This window comes from Kitasatospora sp. NPDC028961 (genome assembly GCF_055564815.1).
Genome location: NZ_JBVHVO010000029.1, coordinates 40,687 through 64,050 on the forward strand (window position 1 = coordinate 40,687; position 23,364 = coordinate 64,050).

The window sequence follows — 23,364 nt, forward strand, 5'->3', positions numbered from 1 at the left end:
GCAGGGCGGTCGAAGTCCGCGACCGGCGCGCGGGCGCTCCGACGCGCCCCACCGCTGCGGGCCCCCGTCTCCAGGCGCCCCGTCACGCCGACCGGGGCCGGCGGCCCAGGGCGAGGGCCGCGACCTCGCGCCAGTCCATGGCGGGCCGGGCCGGTGGAGCCCCCGGGCGGTCGCGCGGCACCAGCACCCGCAGCGCACCGGGCCGGACGGCGCAGGTGACCGGGGTCGGGAGCCGCAGCGCCTCCCCGTCCACGGCGACCGAGATCCGCCCGGCATCGGCGTCGACCACCACCCGGGGCGCGGTCAGGACGCGCAGGCCCGCCGCCCGGCTGCCCCGCAGCGCCACGGCGGCGGCCTGCGACGCGTTGCCCACCCGGATCCCCACCACCCCCAGCGTCGCCCGGTCCAGCCGCGGCCGGCGGTTGCCCACCACGGTCGGTTCGGGAGCCGCGTACGGGTTGTTGCTGACCAGCAGCGCCTGCTGTCCCGTCAGCCGGGTGCCGTCCGCCAGCACCGCCTCCAGGGCGTGCCCGGAGTGGCCGAGGAGGAGGTCGGGGAGGGCGCTGAGGGCCGAGCCGGCCTTGGCGTCGCGGTACTGCGGGGTCTGCACGATCTCGGCGTAGGCGCCGAACGAGGCCGTGTTGACGAAGGCCCGGCCGCCCACGGTGCCCAGGTCGACCCGCAGCTCCACCCCGTCGGTCAGCGCGTCCAGGCAGCGGGCCGGGTCGTCGCGGTCCAGGCCGAGGTCCATGGCGAAGTGGTTGCGCGTCCCCGCCGAGATCACCAGGAACGGCAGGTCGTGCTCGGCGGCGACCTCGGCCACCGTGGCCTGGGTGCCGTCGCCGCCGGCCACGCCGAGCAGGTCCGCGCCCTCCGCGACGGCCCGGCGGGCGAGTTCGGCGACGTCCACGTGGGTCGCGGTGTCCAGCAGGACGACCCGGGCGCCCAGGGCCTCGGCCCGCTCCACCAGGGCGAACCGGCCGACCTTGCCGCCGCCGGACCGCGGGTTCATGATCAGCACGGGCTGCCGGGGGAGTGCGCGGGCCACCGCCCGCATGCCGTGGAAGGGCCGGGCCGCGCGCAGCGCCGACCGCGCGAACGCCGCGGCGACCGCCCACAGGGCGAGCGCGGCCAGCGCCACCGGCCAGAGCCCGGCCCAGGCGTAGCCCACCACGACGGCCGCGGGCGCCGCGACCACGAGCAGGGCGCCCGCCAGCCGGACGACCCCGTGGTGGGAGACCACCCACCACGTCCCGGCCGCCGTGAGCGCCAGCCCGGCCAGCCCGACGGCGAGCACCAGGATGCCGCCGGCGCCGACCGTGCCCACCAGCACGGCCACCGCGCCCAGCACACAGGCCAGGGCCGCCCGGGCGGACCAGCGGGCACTCAGGAGGGAACGGGACGCCATGCTGCGCGTCTCCTCGGTCTTCGCCCGGCGCCGGGCACGACGCTCCCGGCGCGCCCGGGCGCGGGGCGTCCGGTCACCGGGTGCCCGGACGGTGTCGACCGGCCACCCGGTTCGGGTGTTCGCGTCGGCCGCCGGCCTCGCGGCACGCCGCCCGCCGGTGGAGGGAAGGGTGTCAGCCGCCCGCCGCGATGTCGGTCTCGGCCACCGCGATGGCCATGCCGAGGGCCTCCGCGATGTGCCCGGCCGCCGACATCACGCGGGCGGTGCCCACGATCGGCGCGATGGCGACCAGGACGTCCTGGAGCTGTGCGGCCGTCAGCTCGGCTCCGTCGGCGGCGCCGATGTGGGCCAGGTAGGACATCGGTGGTGCGTCCATCGCGACGAGCGCCGCGATCCGGGTGAGGAGGAAGGTGTCCATCGGCAGGCCGCACCGCTCGACCGAGTCGAGCGTCATGGCGGCCAGGGTGTCGAGCACGGGGGTTTCGGACGCGCTGGTCATACCGGGCCATCTCCTTCGCCGGGAGGGGCCGGCACGTCGTCTCCGGGAGCAGCGGACCGCTCGCCCTGCCGTGCCCCCGTACACCGACCATAGGCCGGATGGGTGGCGGTCGCACTCCGCGACGGGCGGGGCGTCCGGGGCCGGGCGCGCCGGCCCGCCGTACGGGCCCCGCCCGCCCCACCGGGCCGGGTTCCGGACACCGCCGCGGCGCCGGCGGCGCGGTACGGCTGGGGCGGCCGACCGGCCGTGAGGTCCCGGGTGCCGGTGGCCACCGGCCGGTGGGGGCGGAGCGTCCGGCGGGCGCCGCCGGGGCGGGTGGGGCGGTCCGGCGAACGGCCGACAACCGCCCTCCGGGACATGCCAGAGGCCTGGGCCTGCGGCCGGTGCGCTCCTACGATGTGAGGCGCCGTCGGCCTGACCCCGACAGCGTCGGCCGACGTCGGACACCACCGGGCTCTCCGGGCACCGGTGCGTCCCACTCGGCCACGGCCCGCCCCGGGGACCGGGAGCGGGCTCGTAGCGCAGGCTGCACCGACGCAGGCCGCACACCCCTCCTCACCACCCAGGGAGTACGCCCATGCATGCCCGCACTGTCGCACCGTCGTTCAGACCCGTCCGCGCCGTCCTGCTCGTTCTGACCATGCTGGCCGCCGTGGTGGCGGTCGCCCTGCCGGCGGCCGGCCCCGCCCGGGCCGCCGTGCCGGACCGCTGGGGCTTCGCGTTCCTCGACAACCCGACCCCGCCCGCCGGGTACGTTCCCGACCCCACCCGGCAGTGGGGCAGCTGGCCCTCCCCGGCGAGCAACCCCGTCAAGGTCGACCAGCTCGCGGTCGGCTCGTACCTCGTGCACTTCCCGTTCATCGCCGGCCCGGGCGGCATCGCCCACGCCACCGCCGTCGGCCGTACCGGCAACTGGTGCCAGATCAAGGGCTGGTCCACGGCGGGCACCGGGCAGGACGTCGCGGTGAACTGCTACCGGCCGGGCGGCGCCCCCGACAACACGCTGTTCACCGTGCTCTACACCACCAGCAGCGGGACCCCGTCGCCGGCCGGCGGCTCCTACGGCTACACCTTCTCGGACATCTCGGGGGCGGTGCTCGCGCAGTACAACTCCGCCGGCGCGGTCAACACGGTGAGTCACGGCTCGACCGGGATCTGGAAGGCCTGGCTGCCCGGTCTGGGTCTGTCCACCGCTGCCGGGAACATCGAGGTCACCGCGGTCGACGCGGTCCAGGGCGCGCGCTGCAAGGTGGCCGACTGGGCGCCGGCGGCGTCCGGTCAGACCGTGGTGGTCAGCTGCTTCAACGCGGCGGGCGCGCCGTACGACACCCGGTGGACGCTGAGCTACTCCCTCAAGCGCGCCCTGCACGGGCCGGCGTTCCCGCCGAAGTCGTTCGGCTACCTCTGGTTCAACGGCGGGGTCCCCGCGGCGACGAACTTCAACTCCAGCGGCGCGACCAACACGCTGGCCGGTTCGGTCCCGTTCACCATCACCCTGCCCGGGGTGGCCGTCCCCTCGGACACCGCGCACGCCACGGCGTACGGCCCCGGCCCGGGCTGGTGCGGGCTGGCCCTGCCGTGGGCCCGCAGCGCCGGCACGGTGCAGCTCTACACGATCTGCTTCAACGCCGCCGGATCGCCGGTGTCGGCGCCGTTCCTCACCGCCTACACCTCGGCGTTCTGACCGCCGAGGGCCGGCCCCCCGGGCAGTCCCGGACCACTTCCCGCCCGCGAGGTTCCGCCCGGTACGCCCGTTCGCCCAGGCCGAGCGCGGCCGTATCCGCGACGCCACGGCGCGCTCCGGAGGGCGCGATAACAGATCTGATGAGCAGTCAAAAACACTCTGAACAATGGAGGTTCGACTCGGGTCCTCGGTCGCTCCGGTGGGCGGGCCGACGCGCGGAGACCGCGCCGGGCCCGGGCGGCCGGCGCGGCCGCCGCGCTCACCGATCCCCCTCCCGTACGCGCTCCGGAGGCCCGTCGCGGCCCGATGTGCCACGGTGGAATCCGGGGTCAGCGCACCCCGTCGGGAGAGGAGTGGTCATGTCGTCGAAGCGACGTCGCAAGAAGAAGGCACGAGCCAAGCGCGGGGCCAATCACGGCCGTCGGCCCCAGTGCTGAGCACTTCCTGAGCGGCCACCGGTGGCCCGGCGAGGGGCCGCCGGTGGTCTCGCGCCGTCTCCGCCAGTGAGCCGCGGGTACGCGGCCACCGCGGGGAACGCCGTGCGGGACCGGTCGCAGGGGTGTCGACCGTGGGCCCTCCGGGCTCGAAGAGCTGACCGGAGGACCCACCGGAGGACCCGGAGGCCCCGGAGGAACGGAAGGACGCGACGGATGGGTACACCGCGGCCCGACCGCACCCCGAAGGAGTCCGCGCCGGTCGCGGCGAGCCAGTCGCTGACGCTCGCGGCCATGCTCTTCGCGGTCTCGATGACCTTCATCGACCAGACGATCGTCTCGATCGCCGCGCCCGACATCATTCGCGAACTGGGCCTGTCGGCCGTCGGTATGCAGTGGGTGGTCAACGCCTATCTGCTCTCCCTCGCGGCCTTCTTCGCCCTCGGCGGCCGGCTGGCGGACGTCCTCGGCCACAAGCGGATGATGCTGATCGGGACGCTCACCTTCGTGATCGCCTCGGCGCTCTGCGGCGCGGTGCCCTCCGGCGGTGCCGCCGAGACCTGGCTGATCTGCTTCCGGGCGGTGCAGGGCCTCGGCGCGGCGCTGATGTTCCCGGCGGCACTGGCCGTGGTGGTGGAGGTGTTCCCGGTCGAGCGGCGCGGCCGGGCGCTGGCGCTGTTCTTCGGGGTCGCGGGCGGCCTGACCGCGATCGGCCCGATCCTCGGCGGCTGGCTGACCAGCTGGACCTGGCGGGCGATCTTCTGGGTCAACGTGCCGGTCGCGGTCGTCGCGGTGGTCCTGACCGTACTCGCCGGCATCCGCAACCACCCCCGCCGCGAGCCGGTCGACTGGCCGGGCGCCACGCTGGTGGCCGTCGGGATGGGTCTGAGCGTGCTGGGCCTCCAGCAGGCGGCGGCCTGGGGCTGGGGAAGCTGGGCGACCTGGCTGTGCATCGTCGGCGGGCTGGTCGTCCTGGTGGTGTTCGTCGCGCTGGAGCTGCGCACCGAGCACCCGCTGATCAAGATGCGGGTCTTCGCCGACCGGGCCTTCGCGGCGGACAACGCCGTGCTCTTCTTCGCGATGATCGCCTTCGTCCCGGTGTTCTTCTTCGCCTCCGTCTACGCGCAGGTGGCGCTGGACCAGACGCCCAACGAGGCGGGTCTCTACCTGCTGGTCTTCTTCGCCGGGTTCGCCCCCGGCTCGCAGATCGGCGGGCGGATGCTGGACCGGCGCGGCGCGCGCCCGCCGATGCTGCTGGGCACGGCGGTGTCCGCGGTCGGCTTCGCGCTGTGGGCCTCGAAGATCACCGACCTGTCGCTCGGCGCGCAGTGGCCGTACATCGTCCTGGCGGGCGCGGGGATCGGGCTGCTGCTGACCCCCGCCTCGACGGACGCCGTCAACCGCTCGATCAACGCCTCGTACGGCGAGGTCACCGGGATCACCCAGACGGTGCGCAACTACTCCGCGAGCCTGGGCCTGGCGGTGCTGGGCACCGTCCTGCTGCACAGCACCACCAGGAACGTGCGGAGCACGCTGGTGGCCAACGGCGTCCCGGTCGACGCCGCGCCCGGCGTCGCCGACACCGTCACCAAGAGCATCACCGGCCACGGCGCGGGCTCGCAGGCGCCGAACGGCGTCGGCGCCACACTGCTGGACGCGATCCGGCAGGACTTCGCCGAGGCGAACGGGCCCGTGCTCTACGGCATGGCGGCCGCGCTCGCGGTCGCCTTCGTCTGCGCGCTGCTGCACCCCGGCACCCGGGTCACCGCGGACCCCGCGCCGGTCGTGGACACCGCCGCCGTCTCCGAGGACGGCGCCGGCCCGGCCTGACACCGCGCGGGCGCGGGCGCGGTGTCGGGCCGGGTGGCCCGGTTACGGGTTGAGTGGCGACCAGAGCCAGGCGGTCACCCGGACGTACAGCCGCTTCGACGCGGTGTCCACGGCGAGCAGCGCCCGCCGCCGGGTCGCCGCTCCCGTCGGAGGTCCCGCATCCCCCGTCGTGCTCACTCTGTTCCCCCTCGGTACTGCCGTTCGCCCGGTCGCCCGCCAAGTTCGCAGGACGGGTGACGACCGGTCAAGCCCCCTCGGCCGGCGCCCTCAGGGCCGGGGCGCCGCCAGCACGGCTTCGGCGACGGAGGTACGGGCGTAGAGCACCGAGCGGCCGGCCCGGTGGGCGCTGACCAGGCCGGCGTCGCGCAGCGCGGTGAGGTACTGCGACACCCCGGCCGGGGAGAGCCCGGTGCGGCGGGCCAGTTCGGTGGTGGAGGCCGGAGAGTCCAGTTCGGTCAGCAGCCTGGTCCGGGAGCGGCCGAGGACGGCGGCCAGGGCGTTCGTCGCCGGGGCCGGCCGGGACTCCCACAGGGCGCCGATGCCGCGGGCCGGATAGGCGAGTTGGGGCGGCTCCGGCGGCATCAGCCGGGTGAGCAGGTGCGGACCGGTGAACGCCGAGGGGATCAGCAGCAGCCCGTCGCCGGCGCCCTGGCGGGACAGCGTCCGCCGCCGCCGGGCGATCCGCAGCGCGTTGTCGTCCCAACTCGCCGAGGGGTGGAGTTCGTTGAGGAGCCGCCCGGTGCCGTGCTCGGCGACCTGGCGGGCCCGGTGGAAGACATCGGCGTCGAGCACCGCCCGGATCCGTGCCCAGTAGGGGGCCAGGGCGAGCTCCCAGTACGTCTCGATCTCCTCCGCCAGCCGCTCCAGCTGGGCCGGCGGGGAGGCCTGGAGGGCTCGCACTCGGGGGCCGGGGGAGCCCTGTTCGCCCCGCAGGCGTTCGAGGTCCTGGTGCACCCGGGACGGGGGCGTGGCGCGGATCCCGGCCAGCTCCTGCGCCAGGGTGGGCGCGGGCCCGGCGGGCGCCGGGTTGAGGAAGTCGGCGACGTAGCCGGCGCGCGGCACCAGCTCGGCGAGCAGCCCCCGATCCAGGCCCGCGGCGGTGACCCGCGGCCGGACCTGCTGGATCCACGGCTGGTGCACGGGGTGCGCGGCGCCGGAGGCCAGCAGCCGGCAGCTGGTGCCCACCTCCCACATCGGCGAGACGGCGAACCGCACCAGGGCCAGGTCGGTGGCCGAGAACGCCAGTTCCGCGTGCACGCGGCCTCCTCAGGATTCGGACATCCCCTAATCGTTGGCGGCCCAGTGTACGGCCCGGAGATCATCCGGGCATGACCTCAGAGACGACCGCCCCGGCCGCGGCGGGCAGTTGGAAGATCGGTGGGCTGGCCCTCACCCGGCTCGGCTACGGCGCGATGCAGCTGGCGGGCCCGAAGGTGTGGGGGCCGCCCCGGGACCGGGACGCCGCCCTCGCCGTCCTGCGCGCCGCCGTCGAGGCCGGGATCACGCACCTTGACACCAGCGACTACTACGGCCCGCACGTGGTCAACGAGCTGATCCGGGAGGCCCTCCACCCGTACCCGGAGCACCTGTGCATCGCCACCAAGGTCGGCGCCCGCCGCACCCCGGACCGGGCCTGGCCCGCCGCCCTGTCCCGCGACGAGCTGGTCCGGGCCGTCCACGACAACCTGCGGCGGCTGGACGTACCGGCGCTGTACCTGGTCAATCTGCGGATGACCGACACCCGGGCCGCCGCCGACCTCGCCGGGCCGTTCGCCGTCCTCGCCGAACTGCGCGAGCAGGGCCTGATCCGCCACCTCGGGGTCAGCAACGTCAGCGCCGAGCAGGTCCGGGCGGCTCGCGACATCGCCCCGGTGGCCTGTGTGCAGAACCACTACAACGTCGCCCTGCGCGGGGACGACGACCTGGTCGACCGGTGCGCCGAGCAGGGCATCGCCTACGTGCCCTACTACCCGCTGGGCGGCTTCCGCCCGCTCCAGGTCGACGCCCTGGAGGACGTCGCCCGTGACCTGGGCATCACGGCCCGGCAGGTGGCGCTGGCCTGGTTGCTGCGGCGCTCCCCGAACATCCTGCTCATCCCCGGGACCTCCTCGGTGGCGCACCTGCGCGAGAACATCGCGGCGGCCTCGGTCGAGCTGCCCGACCGGACGCTGCGCGTCCTGGACGCCGTCGGCACCCGCTGAGCGGCCCCCGATCGCCGGGCGGGCTCACCGGCCGGGCGCGATGTCCGCCAGGGCGGCGAGCAGGCGGCTGTGGACGGCGGCGGCGACCTCGCGGGTGACCGGATCCGGGTCGTCCAGGCGGTCGGCGATCAGTTCGGCTGCGGCCGCGACCACCGGCACCGGCAGCGAGGTCTCGCGCAGGTGCAGGAGCTGGGCGGCGGCCCGTTCACTGGCCGTGGTGGCCCGTGACTGAGGGATCAGTGAAGTGAGGCCACGGGGTTGCTGGTGTGCGCTGCTCATCCCGTCATTGTCCGGGTTCCGGCGCGCTCCCGGTGCCACCCCCGCGCGGGCCGAGCGCGCGGCCGGTTCCACCATCTGGCCCCGCGTACCCCGTACGGCTGTCCGTTTTCGCCCTCCAGGCGCCAGGATGGAGGCAGTGAACGAACTAGGAGGCGGTATGAACGACCGACCCGATTCGATTCAGTGGCCCGGCGAGGTCACGCCGGACGCCCTGCTGCACACCGGCGCCGGCGGTGAGGTCACCCCCGAGGACCTGGTGCTGGCCTCCGGGCGCGACATCACCCCGGAGACCCTCGCGTGGGCGGAGCGGAAGCTGGCGGCGGAGGGCCCCGCCGCCCTGGACAAGCTGCTTCCCTGAGCGCCTCCGCTCCGCGGACCCGCTGCCGGGGCCGTTCGGACCGGTGCCACCGCGGCGCCGGTCCGAACGGCCGCTTCGGTGTGACCGGGGGTGTGCGGAGCGCCGTCAGAGGCGGTGGACGGCGCACGGAGAGTACTCGAACGGCGTCCTGAAGCCGGGCACCTGCCGGAGCTCCGCCGTCCACCGGTCGTCGAGCACGCCGCGCCGCAGCAGGAAGAGCCGGTTGGCGCGGCGCTTCAGCAGACCGCGGTAGCGGTCCACCGCGTCCGTGCCGTTGACGGCGAGCTCGCGGACGAACTCCTCCAGGTAGCAGGTGGCGCAGCCGGGTCCCGGCCGGTGCCGGTGGCGCGGCACTCCGGCCGCCTCCAGGCCCCGGACCACGACCGTGCCGTCCGGGCCCACGCCGACCAGGAAGGCCTTCGGTCCGGTCTCCGTCCCGCAGATCTCCAGCAGCCTCTCCCGGAAGCGTGCCGGGTCGACCCGGACCAGCGGTTTCTCGAACAGCAGTCTCAGCAGCGAGGTCACGTGCGACAGCAGGGTGGCGCCCGCGGTGGTCCAGCAGACGGCCGGCAGCCACCACGGACCGGCCGTCCGGCCGAGCGCGATGCCGACGGCCGACCAGCAGTACGCGGCGAGCGAGTCCGCGACCACGGCGTCGCCGCGGAACCACACGCGCAGGACGGACCACATCGCGAGGAGCGGAACGGCCACCGTGCAAGCGGCGTGCAAGAGGCCCATGGCGCTGTTCCCTCCACCGGAAATCCCTTGGGGGGTGTTCCACCCGCGGTGGCGGCCGAACCCGCGCGAACGAGCCGGGATCGCCGGACACCATGCTCTGCCTACGGACCGGTTGACGTTGCGTCAGTCGGGTCGGCGCACGCCGCGAGCCGGGCGAGCAGGGCGGCTCCGGTGGCGTCGGCCGGGTGCTGGGTGAGCAGCAGCACCCCGGTGTCGGCCGCCGGCCGCAGCAGCGAGAAGGTCAGCCGCAGCACCCGGTCCGGGCGCCCGGTGTCCACCACCTCGACCGTGCTCGGCCGGAAGTCCGCGACGGCGCGGCACTGCCACCAGTGCGCGGCGTCCGGCCGCAGCGCGTGCAGCCGGCGGACGATCTCCGCGGACCGGGGGTCGTCGGGGACGTGGGCGGTGGCGGCCCGGAACTGCTCGTAGAGGCCGCGCAGCAGCGCCTGTCCGCCGGGGCCGTTCCCGTCGGCGGGGCCGGCCGTGATCCGGTGGCGTCCGGGTGGGCCCGCGGCGAGGTGCAGCAGCAGATTGCGCTCCTCGGCCGGGGCCTCCTCCAGGGGCCCCCACAGGCGCCGGTGGGCCGCGTTGGCGGCGAGGACGTCGAAGCGCTCGTCCAGTACCAGCGCCGGGGTGGCGTGCCAGCTGTCGACGAGCGCCAGCGTGTCCGGGCCGGGGACGGCCGCCGCCCACTGCCCGGCGCGCGGGGGAGGGGGGAGGAACCCGGCCAGCGCCAGGGCGTGCCGGTGGGCGACCGGATCCATCCGCAGCGCCCGGCAGACGGCGTCGACCACCTGTCGCGAGGTGCTCACCCGGCCCTGTTCCAGCCAGGTGTACCAGGCCACGCTGACCCCGGCGAGGGTGGCGACCTCCTCGCGGCGCAGCCCGGGGGAGCGGCGCCGGCCGCCGGCGCCGAGGCCGACGTCCTGCGGGGCGATCGACGCCCGGGCCGCGCGCAGATGGGCACCGAGCTCTCGGCGTAGCGACTCGTCCATGGGCTGATCCTATGAGTGCGACTCACCCCATGAACGGTGGGCTGCCACCACCGCCCGGGACGGGCGAGGCTGACGGCATGACAGCTGAGCAGCGGACGTCCCGGGTGTGGCGCCGGCAGAACGACTCCTCCCACCTCGCCGAGCCCCGTGTCCTGATCCGGGTCTTCCTCGAACCGGACGGCCTGGACGGCGCCGTCGCCTTCTACGAGCGGCTGCAGGCGGTGACGGCCGACTCCGGCTTCGACTTCGGCGCCCTGCGGCTGGCGACCGTCGGCGCGTTCCTGCTGATCGCGGGCGAGGAGGGCGAGTTGGCGCCGTACCGGAACACCACCGGCACGCTGCTGGTGGACGACGTCCGCCCCTACTACGAGCGGCTGCTCGCCGAGGGGGCGGAGATCGTCGTCCCGCTCCGGGACGTCCCCACCGGTGCCGGGTTCAACGTCCGCCACCCCGACGGCACGGTGGTCGAGTACGTCCACCACCGCCCCACCACGGCCGGCGACTGACCGGCCCCGCGGGGTGACCGGCCGGACACGGGGCCGGTCGGTCACCCTGCCGGGAGCGCCGCCGGGGCGACCGGCCCGAACGGTCCTTGCTATGCTCGGAAATACCCGCTTCAGGGCGATTTGTTCTGTCCCGCCACACCACGGGAGCAGGAATGACCGGTGTCCCCGAGCCCATCAGCCCCGAGGCCCGTGAGGCCCTCGAACAGGAGCTCGCGCAGCTGCGGATCGAACGCGACGCCGTCGCGGCGACCCTGAAAGGCACCGGCACCGATACCGCCGGCGATCTGGCCGACCAGGCCGACGAGTTGCAGCGCGTCACCGAGACCGCCCGGCTGGACGCCCGGATCGCCGGGATCACCGCGCGACTGAGCGAGGCGGCGACGGCCCCCGCCGCTCCGCCCGGTGTCATCGGGGTGGGCAGCACCGTGACCCTCCGGTTCGCCGACGGCGGCGAGGAGACGTTCCAGATCGGCGAGCTCGCCAACGAGTTCGAGCAGACCCTGGTGACCTACGACAGCCCGCTCGGCCATGCGCTGCTCGGCCGCCGCACCGGGGAAGCCGTCTCCTACGACACGCCTGCGGGCCCGGCCACCGCCGAGGTGCTGGCGATCGACGCGCCGCCCGGCCCGGCCTGAGCCGGTCCCCCAGGGGCGCCGGGCGGCCAACTCCGGGCCCCGGAGCGCGGACCGACGGCCGAAAGGACACCGTGCGGTCGCGCTAGTGTGCGTGGGTGAGCCTTCATGTCGTTATGGGATTCGGGCCAGCCGGGGCGGCCACCGCCAGGCTGCTGGCCGAGCAGGGGCATACCGTACGGGTCGTCACCAGGTCGGGCCGCAGCCCGGAACCGGGGATCGAGCACGTCGCGGCGGACGCGGCCGACAGCGCCCGGCTGACCGAGCTGTCGAAGGGCGCGGCGGCGATCCACAGTTGCGCCGCGCCGCCGTACCACCACTGGGTGCGGGACTGGCCGCCGCTGGCCTCCTCGGCCTGCGCGGCGGCCGAGGCGAGCGGCGCCGTGCTGGTCATGCTCGGGAACCTCTACGGCTACGGCCCGGTGGCGGGCCCGCTGACCGAGCGGCTGCCGCTCGCGGCCACCGGGCCCAAGGGCCGGGTGCGCGCCGCGCTGTGGGAGCAGGCGCGCCGACTGCACGAGCAGGGCCGGATCCGGGCGGTCGAGGTGCGGGCCTCGGACTTCTTCGGGCCCGGCGTGACCGACGGCGGGCACCTGGCCGGGCGGGTCGTGCCGCGCGTGCTGCGCGGCAAGCCGGTCTCCACGCTGGGGGATCCGGACGCCCCGCACAGCTGGAGCTACCTGCCCGACGTGGCCCGGGCGCTGGCCGAGGTCGCGGGCGAGGAACGCGCCTGGGGGCGGGCCTGGCACGTACCGACGGCGCCCGCGCGGTCCGCCCGGGAGATGGTCGACCGCCTCGCCGCCGGGGCGGGAACGGGGCCGGTCGCGGTGCGCAGGCTGCCGCCGGCCGTGCTGGGGGCGGCGGCACTCTTCTCCCCGCTGGTCCGGGAGCTGAAGGAGACCCGCTACCAGTTCGACCGCCCGTTCGTCGTCGACGCGAGCGCCTACGAGGCCGAGTTCGCGGTGCGGGCCACCCCCCTCGACGAGCAGGTCGGGGCGACGCTGCGGTGGTGGCGGGAGCGGGTCGCCACCTCGGGCTGAGCCGCCCCGGGCCGAGCCGCCACGGGCCGAGCCACTCGGGCTGGGCCACCTCGGCCCGGGCCGCCACGGGTCGGGCGCTGCCCGGGGCGGCCCGGACCCCTCCCACGGCCCAACGCGGACCGGCCGCGTGCGCGGCCCGCCGTCCCCCGTACCGCCCGGGGAACGGACACCCGGTCCCGGTGGGCCGGACCGCGCCGCCGGGCGTCCTCGGCGGGCGACCGGGCGCCGCCGGACGTAGGTTGCGGTCATGACCAGTGACGAAACGACGATCCCGGCCGTGGGGGTGCGGGGGCTGGACGAGGTGTTCGAGGCGATCGAGGAAGCCAACCAATCGCCGCAACCGTGGACCGGTTTCGAACACGGAGTACTCGGCGCCTACCGCTGGGCCGCCGGCGCCCAGCCCGGCGCCCCGGTGACCGCGGCGGCCCCGCTCGGCGCCGCCGGAGGGCCGTGCCGGGCACAGCTCCTGGCCGAGTGCCAGGCCGCGGCCGTCCGGGTGAGCGAGCCGCTGCGGGACGACGCCGACTACGCCCTCGGCGCCTACCAGGCGCTCGCCTGGCTCTGCGGCCACGAGGAACAGCGCCCCCGGCCGGCCTAGGCGGTCGGGGCGGCGCCGGTCAGGCCTCCTGCTTGAGCTGTCCGGCCGCGGCGCCCCGTTCGCGGTCGGTGGACGCGCGGGCCCGGTCCCGGAGCGCGGGCAGACCGATCCCGGCCCCGTCCTGGTGGGTGGCGTCGGCCCAGAGGCCCAGGAGACCGTTGGCCTGGTCGTCGAGGCGGGCGAACCGCTCCCGCGCGGTGGGCGCGGGCTCCGCGAGCCGACCCAGCCAGGTCCGGGCGAGGTACTCGGCAGGGGCGTCGCCGAACGCGGGTGGCGCCCCGGCGGGGGCCAGGCCCTGGAGCACCCCCTCCTGCCAGGCGGTCCGGGCGGCGCCCGAGCGCCCGCGCAGGACGTCGTCGGCGATCCCGTCGAAGACCCCGGCGGGTGCGGCGGCGCGTGCCAGCGGGTCCTCGATCGCGGCCGGCGGCGGGTCGGCCGGGACGGCGGCCAGGCCCGCCGCGCCCTGCCGCAGGTCCGCCCCGCGCAGGCCGGCGTAGGCCGCCGGGCTCTCGGCGAGACCGCGCAGGACCTCGATCAGCTGGTCCTCGCGGACGGCGAAGTGCACCCCCCGGTCGTCCTGCCAGGCGTCGTCGTCCGGGCCGTCGTGCGCCATCGCGGTGTTGCTGACGCCGGTGAGCACCGTGTGCGTGTCGGCCGCGTAGTCGGCGAGGGCTTCGGCGAGCGGGCCGCGCACGTCCGGGTGCACCCGGTGGCCGGCGGAGTCGGCGACGGCCAGCACGACCGTGCGCATCGCGTGGGCCTGCCCGAGGGTGTGGGCGCCGGGCCGCGTCCCGACGGTGGCGCGGCGGAGCCCGGCGGCGAGTTCGCCGCACGGCAGGTCGGACCGCCAGGTGTCACCGAGGACGGTCCGGACGCGGGCGTCCGTGCGCAGGCCCGCGCAGTCCCGGTCGGGGTCGTCGCGCCCGAGCGTCCACCAGAGCCCGGTGCCGACCGCGGCCGCCACCACCAGGGCGGTGGCGGCGGCCGCGGTGCGGCGGGCCCCGGGCGTGGCTGCCATCAGGCGTTGCCCCGGCCGAGGTAGCGGCCGGCGACGTCGTTGCTGCGGTTGCGGCTGTTGAGCATGTCGTCCTGGAGGGAGTTGACGGTCGGGCCGTCCGGGTCCATGCCGCGGTCCCTGGCCCAGATGCCGACCATGTCGGACATCTGGCGGTTGGCACCGAGGTAGGTGTCCGACACCTTCGCGTTGGCCTCGCTGTTGTTGCGGTCCTTCTCCTCCAGGCTGACCTCGTACGTCCAGGTGTCGACCAGGCGCTGGGCGGCGTCGCCGAGCGGTGCGATCGGGGTGATCGGGGCGCCGATGGTGTGGTAGAGGACCTTGGCCTTCCAGTCCGCCTGGGCGTTCTTGTCGTCGCGCATGTCCAGGTCCGCGTCGGCGCGGATCGCGTCGAAGACCCCGAGCGCCGCCGCGCCCTTGCCCATCGGGTCCTTCATCTGGGCCTCGGTGGGGTTGGGCCCGATGGCGGCGAGCTCCTGGTCGATCCGGCCCGTCTCGGCGCGGTGCAGGGTGCCGTAGGCGGCCGGATCGTCGGAGAGGCCGCGCATGAACCGGACCAGGCTGTCCTGTCCGACGGCCATCCGGGTGGTGTCGCCGTCCTTCCACACCGAGTCGTGGCCGGTGTGGCCGTTGTAGACGTCGTTGCGGCCGTTGAGCAGCTCGTGGGTGTCGCCGACGTAGTCGGCGAGGGCGTTGGCGAGCGGCCGGCGCAGGGTGTCCTTGATCTTGTCGCCGCCGTGGCCCTCGTCCATGGTGACGATGGTGTCGTGCATGACGCGGGCCTGGGCCTCGGTGTGCTTGCCGTCGTGCGCGGTACCGGCCCGCTCGCCGGTGGCGGCGGCCTCGACGGCGGCGGCCAGGCCGCTCTGGGAGAGCGGGTCGGGCATCTTCATCTCGCCGGTGTAGCCGGTGAGGTAGCCCTGCGGCCAGTCCCGGTCCTTCAGCAGGTAGTGCAGCCGCTGGTTGGAGCCGTCCGCGCCCGGGTCCAGGAAGGAGGTCGCGGCCTCGGGCTGGCGGCCCATGACGCCGAGCAGCTCGTCCAGCGGGTCGGCGCCGAGCGAGGTGCCGTCGTGCGAGGCCCGGTAGCTCCACAGGCCGGGCTGCTTCTTCTCGGCGGCGATGATGTCGTCGCCGAGGTCGGTGAGGAAGGGCGTGGAGTACTTCGCGTCGCCCTTGCCCATCAGGGTGCCGAGGATCTGGTACCCGTAGACCGGCTCGGTGTTGGAGCCGAAGTTCCTGGTGCCGTTCTCCCGCAGGCCGGCCCGCCACTTCCGGTAGAACTCGGTGTTCGGGTCCTGGGTGGCGGAGGCGATGGCCCGCGTGAGGTCGGTCTGCAGACCGGGGTAGCTGCCCTTCTTCCCGTCGTCCTTGCCCGGGTCGTTGAGCTTCTCCGCGAGCTTCAGGGTGCCGTCGGGGCCGAGCGTGTCCAGCAGTGTCCGGGAGAACTCGGGGCTGTCCGCGTTGGCCTTCATCAGGTTCGCCAGCTGGGCCCGCTCGTCGCCGTTCAGGCTGTCGATCCGGGTGGCGAGGTCGGCGGCGCGCTGCGCGTCCGCCTGGTCGCCGCCGCCCAGCGCCGAGCCGTTGAAGGAGTTGTCGAAGCTGCCGGCCTTCGAGGCGCTGCGCAGGGCGCGGGCGGCGCGCTGGTCGGCGTCGGTGGCCCGCTGGAGGCCGGCCTCGATGGCCTGCGTCCACTTGCCCGCGGCCTCCTGGTAGGCCCGCTGGGTGTCGGCGTCGTGGTGGAGGTCGTTGAGCGTCCCCGGGTCGAGCGTGCTGGGATCGAGCACGGCGACGCCGGTGCCGGTCACCTTGAAGCCGGCCTTGACCGCGCCGTCCGCGGCGTCGCGGACCTGCTTCTGCGCGGCCTCGAAGTCCGCCCGCGCGTCGTCGAGCAGTGAGGCCATCGCCTTCGCCTCGACCTGGGCGGCCACGATCTGCCCCTTGGTCGCCATCAGTTGGAAGTCGGCCAGACCGGCCGTGCCGCCCGTCCACAGGCCGTCGCGGGTCACCGAGAGCACGTCGCGGTCGAAGCTGCCCTCCATGGTGTGGAACCGGTCGGCCATCGCCCGCCACTGCGTCGCGGCGGTGGACAGCGTGCCGGGGTTCGCGTGGAGGACGTCCTCGTATCCGAGCATGGTCACTTCACCTTGAGCAGGTCGGCGATGGACTGGTTGGTGGTGTGGTAGTTGAGCGTCGTCTGCTCCATTGCGGAGCTGTTCCGGTGCAGCCGCGCGGTCAACTGCTCGACCTGCTCGTGCCATTCGGCCAGTGCCGCGCGCAGCGCACCGGCGGTGTCCCAGCCCTGGTGCGCGGCGGCCGCCGCGTTGGTCGACTCGTCCGCCAGCGCGCCGATGGTGGGGCAGTCCAGGGCCATGCCGTTCAAGGCCGACTGCGAACCCTTCATCGCCTGACTGTTCACGCTGAACTGTCCACTACCCGCCGGTGTGCTCATGCCGACCGCCCCCGTTCGACTCGTCGCCTCACGCGCCCGGTGGGGGGACGGCGAGCGGTTCCGCGGCTCCCGGCGGCCTGGCCGCCGGGTGCGCTGAGCGTCACCGGGCTTGCGGTCGACCCCACTTGGCGCTTCGTCGGCGCGATCGTACTCCCCTCGGCGAGTCCGCTCCCGGGGCGGAGGGGGCGGACCGGGGGCGCCGGGGCGGGACCGGGGTGCGGCCGGTGGCCCGCCCGGCCGGCGGACGGTCGTCGCGGCAGGTCAGGGGGGTGGTGTCCGGCCCGGAGGTGCTCGCGTAAGGATTTCGTCAGGATTTCCGGCGGCGGTGTGCGGCGCCGCCGGGCCGGGCCCTCCCGGAGCCCCGGGGCCCACCGTGCCCGGCCCGGCGAGCTGAGGGGACCGAGCACGGCGGTGGTCCGTACGGATGGACTCGCCGGGAGGTGGGCGGCGGGCGCGCGGGGCGGGGCCACGGGGGGTGGTGACCTTGGCCTCGCAGCGTCCGCCCACTTCCGGAGGAGACCCCCACCCATGCGCCGTGTGCCCGCACGCAGACTGGCCACCGCCCTGCTCGCCCTCTCCACCCTCGCACCCGTCACCCTCTCGGTGTCCCCGGTCCAGGCCGCCCCGGCGGCGGCCGCCACCGCCGCCGACCGGTCCGCCGACGGCCGGCCGCCGCACGGGCTGGACCCCGCGCTCGCGGCCCGCCTCGACGAGGCGATCGAGTGCACGCGCCTGGAGGCGGGCATCCCCGGGGTGATCGTCGGGCTCTGGCTGCCCGGCCGGGGCACCTACGTCCGCTCGTCCGGGGTCGCCGACACCGTGACCGGCGCGCCGATGCGGACCGACTTCAACATGCGGATCGGCAGCGAGACCAAGACCTTCACCGCCACCGCCGTCCTGGAGCTGGTCGACGACGGCCTGGTCGGGCTGGACACCCCGATCGCCGCCTACCTGGACGGCGTCCCGGACGGCGAGCACATCACCGTCCGGCAGATGCTGGAGATGCGCAGCGGCCTGTTCTCCTACACGGCCGACCCGGCTTTCCAGCAGGCGCTGCTCAGCGACCCGACCCGGTCGTTCACCCCGCAGGAGGTGCTGGCCTACGCCTTCACCCACCGGAACGTCTTCGCCCCGGGCGCGGCGTTCCAGTACTCCAACACCAACTACGTCCTGCTAGGCCTGCTGGTGGAGAAGCTCGCCGGGATGCCGCTCAAGGACTTCGTCCACCAGCGGGTCACCGGGCCGGCCCACCTGGACCACACCTTCCTCCCGACCGGCGCGGAGTTCCCGCAGCCGCACGCGCACGGCTACACGAACCAGACGCTGAGCGGCGACGTCGCCGACACCACGGACTGGAACCCGAGCTGGGGCTGGGCGGCCGGTGCGATGATCTCCGACCTGCACGACCTGCGCCGCTGGGCCAAGGTGGTCGCCACCGGCACCCTGCTGTCCCCGGCCACCCAGGCGCAGCGGGAGAAGTTCATCACCGTCCCCGGCTTCGACGGCGCCGGGTACGGCCTGGGGCTCTTCCGGACGCACGGCTGGGTCGGGCACAACGGCTCGCTGCCGGGCTACGAGAGCGTGACGATGTACCTGCCGGAGCAGGAGGCCACCATGGTGCTCCTGATCAACACCGACATCCTGCACGACGGCTTCGAGCCGAGCACCCTGCTGGCCAGGGCGATCACCTCGATCATCACCCCGGACCACGTCTACGAGCTGCCGGCCGAGGGCTGACGGTCCCTGCCGCGCCGCGGGCCGGCCGGGCCTCAGGGCCCGCCGGCTCCGGCCGGCCTCCAGGTCGAGGAATAAGGGCGATCGACGCGCTCAGGGCCACCTGGGTGGGCGGCGTGGAGCGGATGCTCGCGCACATCCCGGCGGGAGTGACCGACCCCCACCCGGTCAAGACACCTGGCGGCCGGCGTGCCGGTCGGACCGCTGCGGGGTGTGTCGGCGCCCGTCGCCGTCCTGCTCCCCGACCCCGGGGGGTTTCGCCGTCCCCTGCCCCGGGGCGCCGTCGTGGTGGGCCCGGGCCAGCAGGTCGAGGAGTTCGGCCACGCTCAGCCCCGACTCCGCCGGGTGCCGGAGCCAGGTGCCGGCGGCGATCCGGTAGAGGTTGCGGCGCCCGGTCCGCGACCGGGTGAGATAGCCGGCCTGCTCCAGGTCGGTCACGATGGCCTGGACGGCGCGTTCGGTCAGCTGGACCTCCAGCGCGACATCGCGCAGCCGAACCCCGGGGTCGCGGGCGATCGCGGCGAGCACCCGGGCGTGGTTGGTCACGAACGTCCAGCCCGTTCGCGCTGATCCTTCCAGGGCCATACCCCCATCCTAGGAGGGCCGATTCCCTTCTTGCCACAGGCGAATCGGCGTTCGGGCATCGGTTGACGAGCGAAGCGATGGGTCCCACCCTTGAAGGGCCCACCCTTGAAGGGTCCGCCTGCGTCGCCCGGAGGAGGAGGCCATGGTCGAAGACCCGTACCGAAGGAGCACCGACGCTGCGCCGGCCTCGCCGCCGGCGGTGGTGAACGGGGGCCGCCCGCTCGGACAGCGGCTCGCCCACGGCCTGTGGGTGCACTGGGAGACCGCGCGGAACGGGGACCGGGTCCTGGTGCGGGTGACCGGGGAGATCGACCTCGATGCCGCCGGGCCGCTCGACGAGGCGCTCGAACGGGCCCTGGACGCCAGCGGCAGCGGCCTGGATGTCGACCTGTCCGGCGTCTCCTTCTGCAACAGCACCGGCCTCAACACCCTGCTGCGCCTGCGGGTGACCGCCCACCACGGGGGGCGCGACGTGGTCCTCACCGGGGCCAGCGAGGTGGTGCGGCGGCTCCTCGTGCTGACCGACACCCTCGGCCTGTTCGTGGCCGCACCGGCCCCCGACGGCGGAGCCGGCCGCCCGGAGGGCGACCTCGCACCGCCGTGACCACCGGCGGACCGTGACCGCCGGTGGACCGGTAGCCACCGGCGCGCCGGCCGGGGCGGTGTACGGCGAAGCGGTTGTCGGGCGGGTCGGGGGGTGTCCGGCGGGGCCCCGCGTGGAATGCGTGGGCCATGGATGCCACCGACACCCTCGCGACGAGCAGCGGGATCGCCCTGACCGTCAACGACCGGCCGCACACCCTCACGGTCGACCACCGCGCCACCCTCCTCGACGTGCTGCGCGACCGGCTCGGTCTGACCGGTGCGAAACAGGGCTGCGACCACGGCCAGTGCGGTGCCTGCACCGTGCTGCTGGACGGACGGCGGGTCAACAGCTGCCTGCTGCCGGCCGTCGCCCAGGACGGCCGCGCGGTCACCACCGTCGAGGGCCTGGCCGGCCCGGACGGGCCGCACCCGCTCCAGCGGGCGTTCCTCGAACAGGACGCCTTCCAGTGCGGCTTCTGCACGCCGGGCCAGCTCTGCTCGGCGGCCGGCGTCCTCGCGGAGACCGCCGGTGACCCCGCTCCGACCGACGAGGCGACGCTACGCGAACTGCTGAGCGGCAACATCTGCCGCTGCGGCGCCTACCCGGCCATCGTCCGGGCCGTCCGGCAGGCCCAGGCCGAGGGCCGGGGCGCGTCGGCCACCGGGGCCGCGGCGGGGAACGAGGAGGGTCCGGCATGAAGCCCCACGGCTACACCCGGCCCACCGAGGTGGCCGCCGCCGTCGCCCTGCTGGCCGGGCGTCCGGACGCGAAGGCCCTGGCCGGCGGCACCAATCTGGTCGACCTGATGAAGCTCGGCGTCGAACGGCCAGGGCTGCTCGTCGACATCGCCCGCCTGCCGCTCGACCGCGTCGAGGAGACACCGCAGGGCGGCCTGCTGATCGGCGCCAACGTGCGCAACAGCGACCTCGCCGACCACCCGCTGGTCCGCGAGCGCCACCCGGTGGTGTCCCGGGCCGTCCTGGCCGGGGCCAGCGGTCAGCTCCGCAACGCCGCCACCACCGGCGGCAACCTGCTCCAGCGCACCCGCTGCCTCTACTTCCAGGACGTCTCCAAGCCGTGCAACAAGCGGTTGCCCGGCTCCGGCTGCCCGGCCCGCACCGGCGTCCACCGCGACCTCGGCGTCCTCGGCACCTCCGAGCACTGCGTGGCGACCCACCCCTCCGACCTCGCGGTGGCGCTGGTCGCCGTCGACGCCGTCCTGCACCTGACCGGCCCCGCCGGGGACCGGACCATGCCGCTGACCGCCTTCCACCGTCTGCCGGGCGCGACCCCGGACCGCGAGACCGAACTCGGGCCCGCCGAACTCGTCACCGCCGTCGAGCTGCCGCCGCCCCCGGCCGGGGCGCGTTCGGTCTACCGCAAGGTCCGCGAACGGGCCTCCTTCGCCTTCGCGACGTGCTCGCTCGCCGCCCTCCTGACCCTGCGCGACGGCCGGGTCGAGACCGTACGGCTCGCCTTCGGCGCCCTCGCCCCCCGGCCGTGGCGGGCCCTCACCGCGGAGGCCGCGCTGCTCGGCGAGCCGTTCACGGCGGCCGCCGTCGGAGCCGCCATGGACGCCGAACTGGCCGCCGCCCGCCCGCTGCCCGACAACGGGTTCAAGGTGGCGCTGGCCCGCCGGCTCGCCGTCCGCGAACTCGGCCTGCTCGCCACCGGTCAGGAGCAGCGATGACCAGCGACCTCGCCCGACCGGAGGGCCTGGACAAGGTCACCGGAGCCGCCCGCTACGCCGGCGACCACCACCCCGACGGGCTGCTCCACGCCTGGCCGGTCCCCACCACCGTCGCCCGCGGCGACATCACCGCCGTCGACACCGCCGCCGCCCTGGCGATCCCCGGGGTCCTCGCGGTGCTCACCCACCGCGACGCACCCGTGCTCACCCTGCCCGCGGACGGTGACCCGACGCTGGCCGTGCTGCAGTCCCCCCGGGTCGCGCACCGCGGCGAGGTGGCCGCCCTGGTCGTCGCCGAAACCCCGCAGGACGCCCGGGCGGGGGCCGAGGCCGTCCGGATCGGCTACGCCGCCGAACCGCACGACGTCGTGCTCACCGACGACCACCCCGGCCTCTACACCCCCGAGAAGGCCAACGGCGGCCACCCCGCCGTCCGCACCCACGGCGACTTCGACCACGCCTACCCGCAGGCCGACGTCCGGATCGACCGCACCTACCGCATCGGCCCGCTGCACAACCACCCGATGGAGCCGCACACCGCCACCGCACAATGGGCGGACGGCCGGCTCACCGTGCACGACTCCAGCCAGGGCGGCAACAACGTCCAGGAGACCCTGGCCGCACTGTTCGGGGTGGCGCCGCAGGACGTCCTGGTGATCAGCGAGCACGTCGGCGGCGGCTTCGGCAGCAAGGGCACCACCAGGCCGCACGTCGTCCTGGCGGCGATGGCCGCCCGGCACGTCGGCCGTCCCGTCCGGCTCGCCCTGCCCCGGGCCCAGCTGCCCGCCCTCACCGGCCACCGCTCGCCGACGGTGCACCGGCTGCGCCTGGGAGCCGACGACGGCGGCCGGCTCGCCGCGCTGGCGCACGAGGTGGTCACCCGTTCCTCGACGGTGCGCGAGTTCGTCGAGCAGGCCGCCGTGCCGGCCCGCGTGATGTACGCGGCGCCGCACAGCAGGACGTCGCACCGGGTGGTCCGCCAGGACGTGCCCACCCCCTCCTGGATGCGGGCCCCGGGCGAGACGCCGGGCATGTTCGCCCTGGAATGCGCGATGGACGAGCTCGCCGAGGCCTGCGGGCTGGACCCGGTCGACCTGCGCCTGCGCAACGAACCGGCCGTGGAGCCGGACTCCGGCCGCCCGTTCAGCAGCCGCCACCTGGTGGAGTGCCTGCGGGAGGGTGCGCGCCGGTTCGACTGGGCGGGCGAGCGCGCCCGGGGGCCCCGCCGCGAGGGGGCCTGGCTGCTCGGCTGCGGCGTCGCCGCCTCGACGTACCCCGTGCTGGTGTCGCCCTCCACCGCCGAGGCCGTCGCCCTCCCGGACGGCACCTTCCTGGTGCGCACCAACGCCACCGACATCGGCACCGGCGCCCGGGCGGCCCTCACCGGGATCGCGGCCGAGGCGCTCGGTGTGCCGGCGGACCGGGTCGGCGTCGCGATCGGCCGGACCGACCTGCCCCGGGCTCCGCTCGCCGGAGGGTCCTCGGGCACCGCGTCCTGGGGCTGGGCGGTCCACGAGGCGTGCACCGGGCTGCTCCGCACGCTGGCCGAACGGGGCACCGCGCCGCTGCCCGCCGAGGGGCTGCGCCACCTGGCGGACACCACGGGGGCGGTCAAGGCCGGCCGCGAGTACGCCCGGCACGCCTTTGGCGCCCAGTTCGTCCAGGTCGCGGTCGACGCCGACACCGGAGAGGTGCGGCTGCGCCGGCTGCTCGGGGTCTTCGCGGCCGGGCGGATCCTGAACGAGCGGACCGCCCGGTCGCAGCTGGTGGGCGGGATGATCATGGGTGTCTCGATGGCGCTCCTCGAACACAGCACCATGGACCGGGAGTTCGGCGACCACGCCGAACGCGACCTGGCCGCGTACCACGTGGCCGCGAACGCCGACATCCCGTCCGTGGAGGCCCACTGGATCGACGAGGAGGACGCGCACCTGAACCCCATGGGCTCCAAGGGGATCGGCGAGATCGGCATCGTCGGCACCGCCGCGGCCGTCGTCAACGCCGTCCACCACGCCACCGGGGTCCGGGTGCGGGACCTCCCGGTGCGCCCGGAGCTCCTGCTGGACGCGCTGCCGGGCTGATCGGCGCCGGCACAGCACCGCG

General features: G+C 75.3%; 24 protein-coding genes. 14 read left to right on the forward strand and 10 right to left on the reverse strand.

Annotation, left to right across the window (positions count from 1 at the left end; translation table 11 throughout):
- Nucleotides 1-82: 82 nt before the first annotated feature.
- Nucleotides 83-1,408: a diacylglycerol/lipid kinase family protein gene (locus tag ACZ4UX_RS31475; protein WP_465709108.1), complete on the reverse strand. Its 1,326-nt coding sequence runs from the start codon at nucleotides 1,406-1,408 to the stop codon at nucleotides 83-85.
- A gap of 172 nt (nucleotides 1,409-1,580) precedes the next feature.
- Nucleotides 1,581-1,907, reverse strand: coding sequence for a carboxymuconolactone decarboxylase family protein (locus tag ACZ4UX_RS31480; RefSeq protein ID WP_329485725.1), 327 nt, complete (start codon nucleotides 1,905-1,907; stop codon nucleotides 1,581-1,583).
- A 577-nt stretch (nucleotides 1,908-2,484) separates the two neighbouring features.
- Here ACZ4UX_RS31480 and ACZ4UX_RS31485 point away from each other — a divergent pair.
- The 3 genes from ACZ4UX_RS31485 to ACZ4UX_RS31495 all read left to right on the forward strand — a co-directional run bounded on the left by ACZ4UX_RS31485 (nucleotide 2,485) and on the right by ACZ4UX_RS31495 (nucleotide 5,855).
- The gene (locus ACZ4UX_RS31485) at nucleotides 2,485-3,591 is read left to right on the forward strand and encodes a hypothetical protein (RefSeq protein WP_465709109.1); all 1,107 of its coding nucleotides are present in this window, start codon (nucleotides 2,485-2,487) and stop codon (nucleotides 3,589-3,591) included.
- Between the two features lie 359 nt (nucleotides 3,592-3,950).
- A complete protein-coding gene (locus ACZ4UX_RS31490) occupies nucleotides 3,951-4,028 on the forward strand; it encodes a 50S ribosomal protein bL37 (RefSeq protein ID WP_465606175.1) in 78 nt (25 codons plus the stop codon).
- Between the two features lie 213 nt (nucleotides 4,029-4,241).
- Nucleotides 4,242-5,855, forward strand: a complete 1,614-nt coding sequence (locus ACZ4UX_RS31495) for an MFS transporter (RefSeq protein ID WP_465709110.1) — start codon at nucleotides 4,242-4,244, stop codon at nucleotides 5,853-5,855.
- Nucleotides 5,856-6,122: 267 nt separating this feature from the next.
- Here ACZ4UX_RS31495 and ACZ4UX_RS31500 read toward each other — a convergent pair whose 3' ends face one another.
- Nucleotides 6,123-7,112 carry a DUF5937 family protein gene (locus ACZ4UX_RS31500; protein WP_465709111.1) on the reverse strand — a complete coding sequence of 330 codons (990 nt, stop codon included), beginning with the start codon at nucleotides 7,110-7,112 and terminating at the stop codon, nucleotides 6,123-6,125.
- A 71-nt stretch (nucleotides 7,113-7,183) separates the two neighbouring features.
- Here ACZ4UX_RS31500 and ACZ4UX_RS31505 point away from each other — a divergent pair, with 71 nt between their 5' ends.
- Nucleotides 7,184-8,056, forward strand: coding sequence for an oxidoreductase (locus ACZ4UX_RS31505; protein ID WP_465709112.1), 873 nt, complete (start codon nucleotides 7,184-7,186; stop codon nucleotides 8,054-8,056).
- A gap of 24 nt (nucleotides 8,057-8,080) precedes the next feature.
- Here ACZ4UX_RS31505 and ACZ4UX_RS31510 read toward each other — a convergent pair whose 3' ends face one another.
- Nucleotides 8,081-8,335 carry a hypothetical protein gene (locus tag ACZ4UX_RS31510; RefSeq protein ID WP_329485719.1) on the reverse strand — a complete coding sequence of 85 codons (255 nt, stop codon included), beginning with the start codon at nucleotides 8,333-8,335 and terminating at the stop codon, nucleotides 8,081-8,083.
- Between the two features lie 157 nt (nucleotides 8,336-8,492).
- Here ACZ4UX_RS31510 and ACZ4UX_RS31515 point away from each other — a divergent pair, with 157 nt between their 5' ends.
- The gene (locus tag ACZ4UX_RS31515; protein WP_329485718.1) at nucleotides 8,493-8,693 is read left to right on the forward strand and encodes a hypothetical protein; all 201 of its coding nucleotides are present in this window, start codon (nucleotides 8,493-8,495) and stop codon (nucleotides 8,691-8,693) included.
- Between the two features lie 105 nt (nucleotides 8,694-8,798).
- Here ACZ4UX_RS31515 and ACZ4UX_RS31520 read toward each other — a convergent pair whose 3' ends face one another.
- Together ACZ4UX_RS31520 and ACZ4UX_RS31525 are read right to left on the reverse strand one after the other, a co-directional pair.
- Nucleotides 8,799-9,431, reverse strand: coding sequence for a hypothetical protein (locus tag ACZ4UX_RS31520; protein ID WP_465709113.1), 633 nt, complete (start codon nucleotides 9,429-9,431; stop codon nucleotides 8,799-8,801).
- A gap of 101 nt (nucleotides 9,432-9,532) precedes the next feature.
- Nucleotides 9,533-10,426 (reverse strand): helix-turn-helix domain-containing protein, encoded by an 894-nt coding sequence (locus ACZ4UX_RS31525; RefSeq protein ID WP_465709114.1) that lies wholly within the window; start codon nucleotides 10,424-10,426, stop codon nucleotides 9,533-9,535.
- Nucleotides 10,427-10,503: 77 nt separating this feature from the next.
- On the opposite strand from ACZ4UX_RS31525, the gene ACZ4UX_RS31530 reads away from it, so the two are divergent.
- From ACZ4UX_RS31530 to ACZ4UX_RS31545, 4 genes are all read left to right on the forward strand, one after another.
- The gene (locus tag ACZ4UX_RS31530) at nucleotides 10,504-10,932 is read left to right on the forward strand and encodes a VOC family protein (RefSeq protein WP_465709115.1); all 429 of its coding nucleotides are present in this window, start codon (nucleotides 10,504-10,506) and stop codon (nucleotides 10,930-10,932) included.
- A gap of 152 nt (nucleotides 10,933-11,084) precedes the next feature.
- Complete coding sequence (locus ACZ4UX_RS31535; RefSeq protein WP_329485714.1) at nucleotides 11,085-11,567, forward strand: GreA/GreB family elongation factor; 483 nt, start codon at nucleotides 11,085-11,087, stop codon at nucleotides 11,565-11,567.
- Between the two features lie 95 nt (nucleotides 11,568-11,662).
- Nucleotides 11,663-12,604, forward strand: coding sequence for an NAD-dependent epimerase/dehydratase family protein (locus ACZ4UX_RS31540; protein WP_465709116.1), 942 nt, complete (start codon nucleotides 11,663-11,665; stop codon nucleotides 12,602-12,604).
- Nucleotides 12,605-12,851: 247 nt separating this feature from the next.
- Entirely contained in the window at nucleotides 12,852-13,202 is a 351-nt protein-coding gene (locus tag ACZ4UX_RS31545) for a hypothetical protein (protein ID WP_359807563.1), read from the forward strand.
- 19 nt (nucleotides 13,203-13,221) lie between these two features.
- On the opposite strand, the gene ACZ4UX_RS31550 is transcribed toward ACZ4UX_RS31545, so the two are convergent.
- From ACZ4UX_RS31550 to ACZ4UX_RS31560, 3 genes are read right to left on the reverse strand one after another with little or no spacing between them, the layout of a single operon-like run.
- A complete protein-coding gene (locus ACZ4UX_RS31550) occupies nucleotides 13,222-14,220 on the reverse strand; it encodes a hypothetical protein (RefSeq protein ID WP_465709117.1) in 999 nt (332 codons plus the stop codon).
- Nucleotides 14,220-16,355: a hypothetical protein gene (locus ACZ4UX_RS31555; protein ID WP_380388767.1), complete on the reverse strand. Its 2,136-nt coding sequence runs from the start codon at nucleotides 16,353-16,355 to the stop codon at nucleotides 14,220-14,222. Before ACZ4UX_RS31555 ends, ACZ4UX_RS31550 begins: the two co-directional genes overlap by 1 nt.
- Nucleotides 16,352-16,618 carry a hypothetical protein gene (locus tag ACZ4UX_RS31560; RefSeq protein ID WP_329485709.1) on the reverse strand — a complete coding sequence of 89 codons (267 nt, stop codon included), beginning with the start codon at nucleotides 16,616-16,618 and terminating at the stop codon, nucleotides 16,352-16,354. Before ACZ4UX_RS31560 ends, ACZ4UX_RS31555 begins: the two co-directional genes overlap by 4 nt.
- Before the next feature lie 576 nt (nucleotides 16,619-17,194).
- Here ACZ4UX_RS31560 and ACZ4UX_RS31565 point away from each other — a divergent pair.
- Nucleotides 17,195-18,403 (forward strand): serine hydrolase domain-containing protein, encoded by a 1,209-nt coding sequence (locus ACZ4UX_RS31565; RefSeq protein WP_465709118.1) that lies wholly within the window; start codon nucleotides 17,195-17,197, stop codon nucleotides 18,401-18,403.
- Nucleotides 18,404-18,568: 165 nt separating this feature from the next.
- On the opposite strand, the gene ACZ4UX_RS31570 is transcribed toward ACZ4UX_RS31565, so the two are convergent.
- Entirely contained in the window at nucleotides 18,569-18,985 is a 417-nt protein-coding gene (locus ACZ4UX_RS31570; RefSeq protein WP_465709119.1) for a helix-turn-helix transcriptional regulator, read from the reverse strand.
- A 142-nt stretch (nucleotides 18,986-19,127) separates the two neighbouring features.
- Between ACZ4UX_RS31570 and ACZ4UX_RS31575 the strand changes: the two genes are divergently transcribed.
- From ACZ4UX_RS31575 to ACZ4UX_RS31590, 4 genes are all read left to right on the forward strand, one after another.
- Complete coding sequence (locus tag ACZ4UX_RS31575; protein ID WP_465709120.1) at nucleotides 19,128-19,589, forward strand: STAS domain-containing protein; 462 nt, start codon at nucleotides 19,128-19,130, stop codon at nucleotides 19,587-19,589.
- 128 nt (nucleotides 19,590-19,717) lie between these two features.
- The gene (locus ACZ4UX_RS31580) at nucleotides 19,718-20,269 is read left to right on the forward strand and encodes a (2Fe-2S)-binding protein (protein ID WP_465709121.1); all 552 of its coding nucleotides are present in this window, start codon (nucleotides 19,718-19,720) and stop codon (nucleotides 20,267-20,269) included.
- Nucleotides 20,266-21,261: an FAD binding domain-containing protein gene (locus ACZ4UX_RS31585; protein ID WP_465709122.1), complete on the forward strand. Its 996-nt coding sequence runs from the start codon at nucleotides 20,266-20,268 to the stop codon at nucleotides 21,259-21,261. The genes ACZ4UX_RS31580 and ACZ4UX_RS31585 overlap by 4 nt, the downstream gene beginning before the upstream one ends.
- On the forward strand, nucleotides 21,258-23,342 hold the full coding sequence (locus tag ACZ4UX_RS31590) for a xanthine dehydrogenase family protein molybdopterin-binding subunit (RefSeq protein WP_465709123.1): 2,085 nt from the start codon (nucleotides 21,258-21,260) through the stop codon (nucleotides 23,340-23,342). The genes ACZ4UX_RS31585 and ACZ4UX_RS31590 overlap by 4 nt, the downstream gene beginning before the upstream one ends.
- The last annotated feature ends 22 nt before the right edge of the window (nucleotides 23,343-23,364 follow it).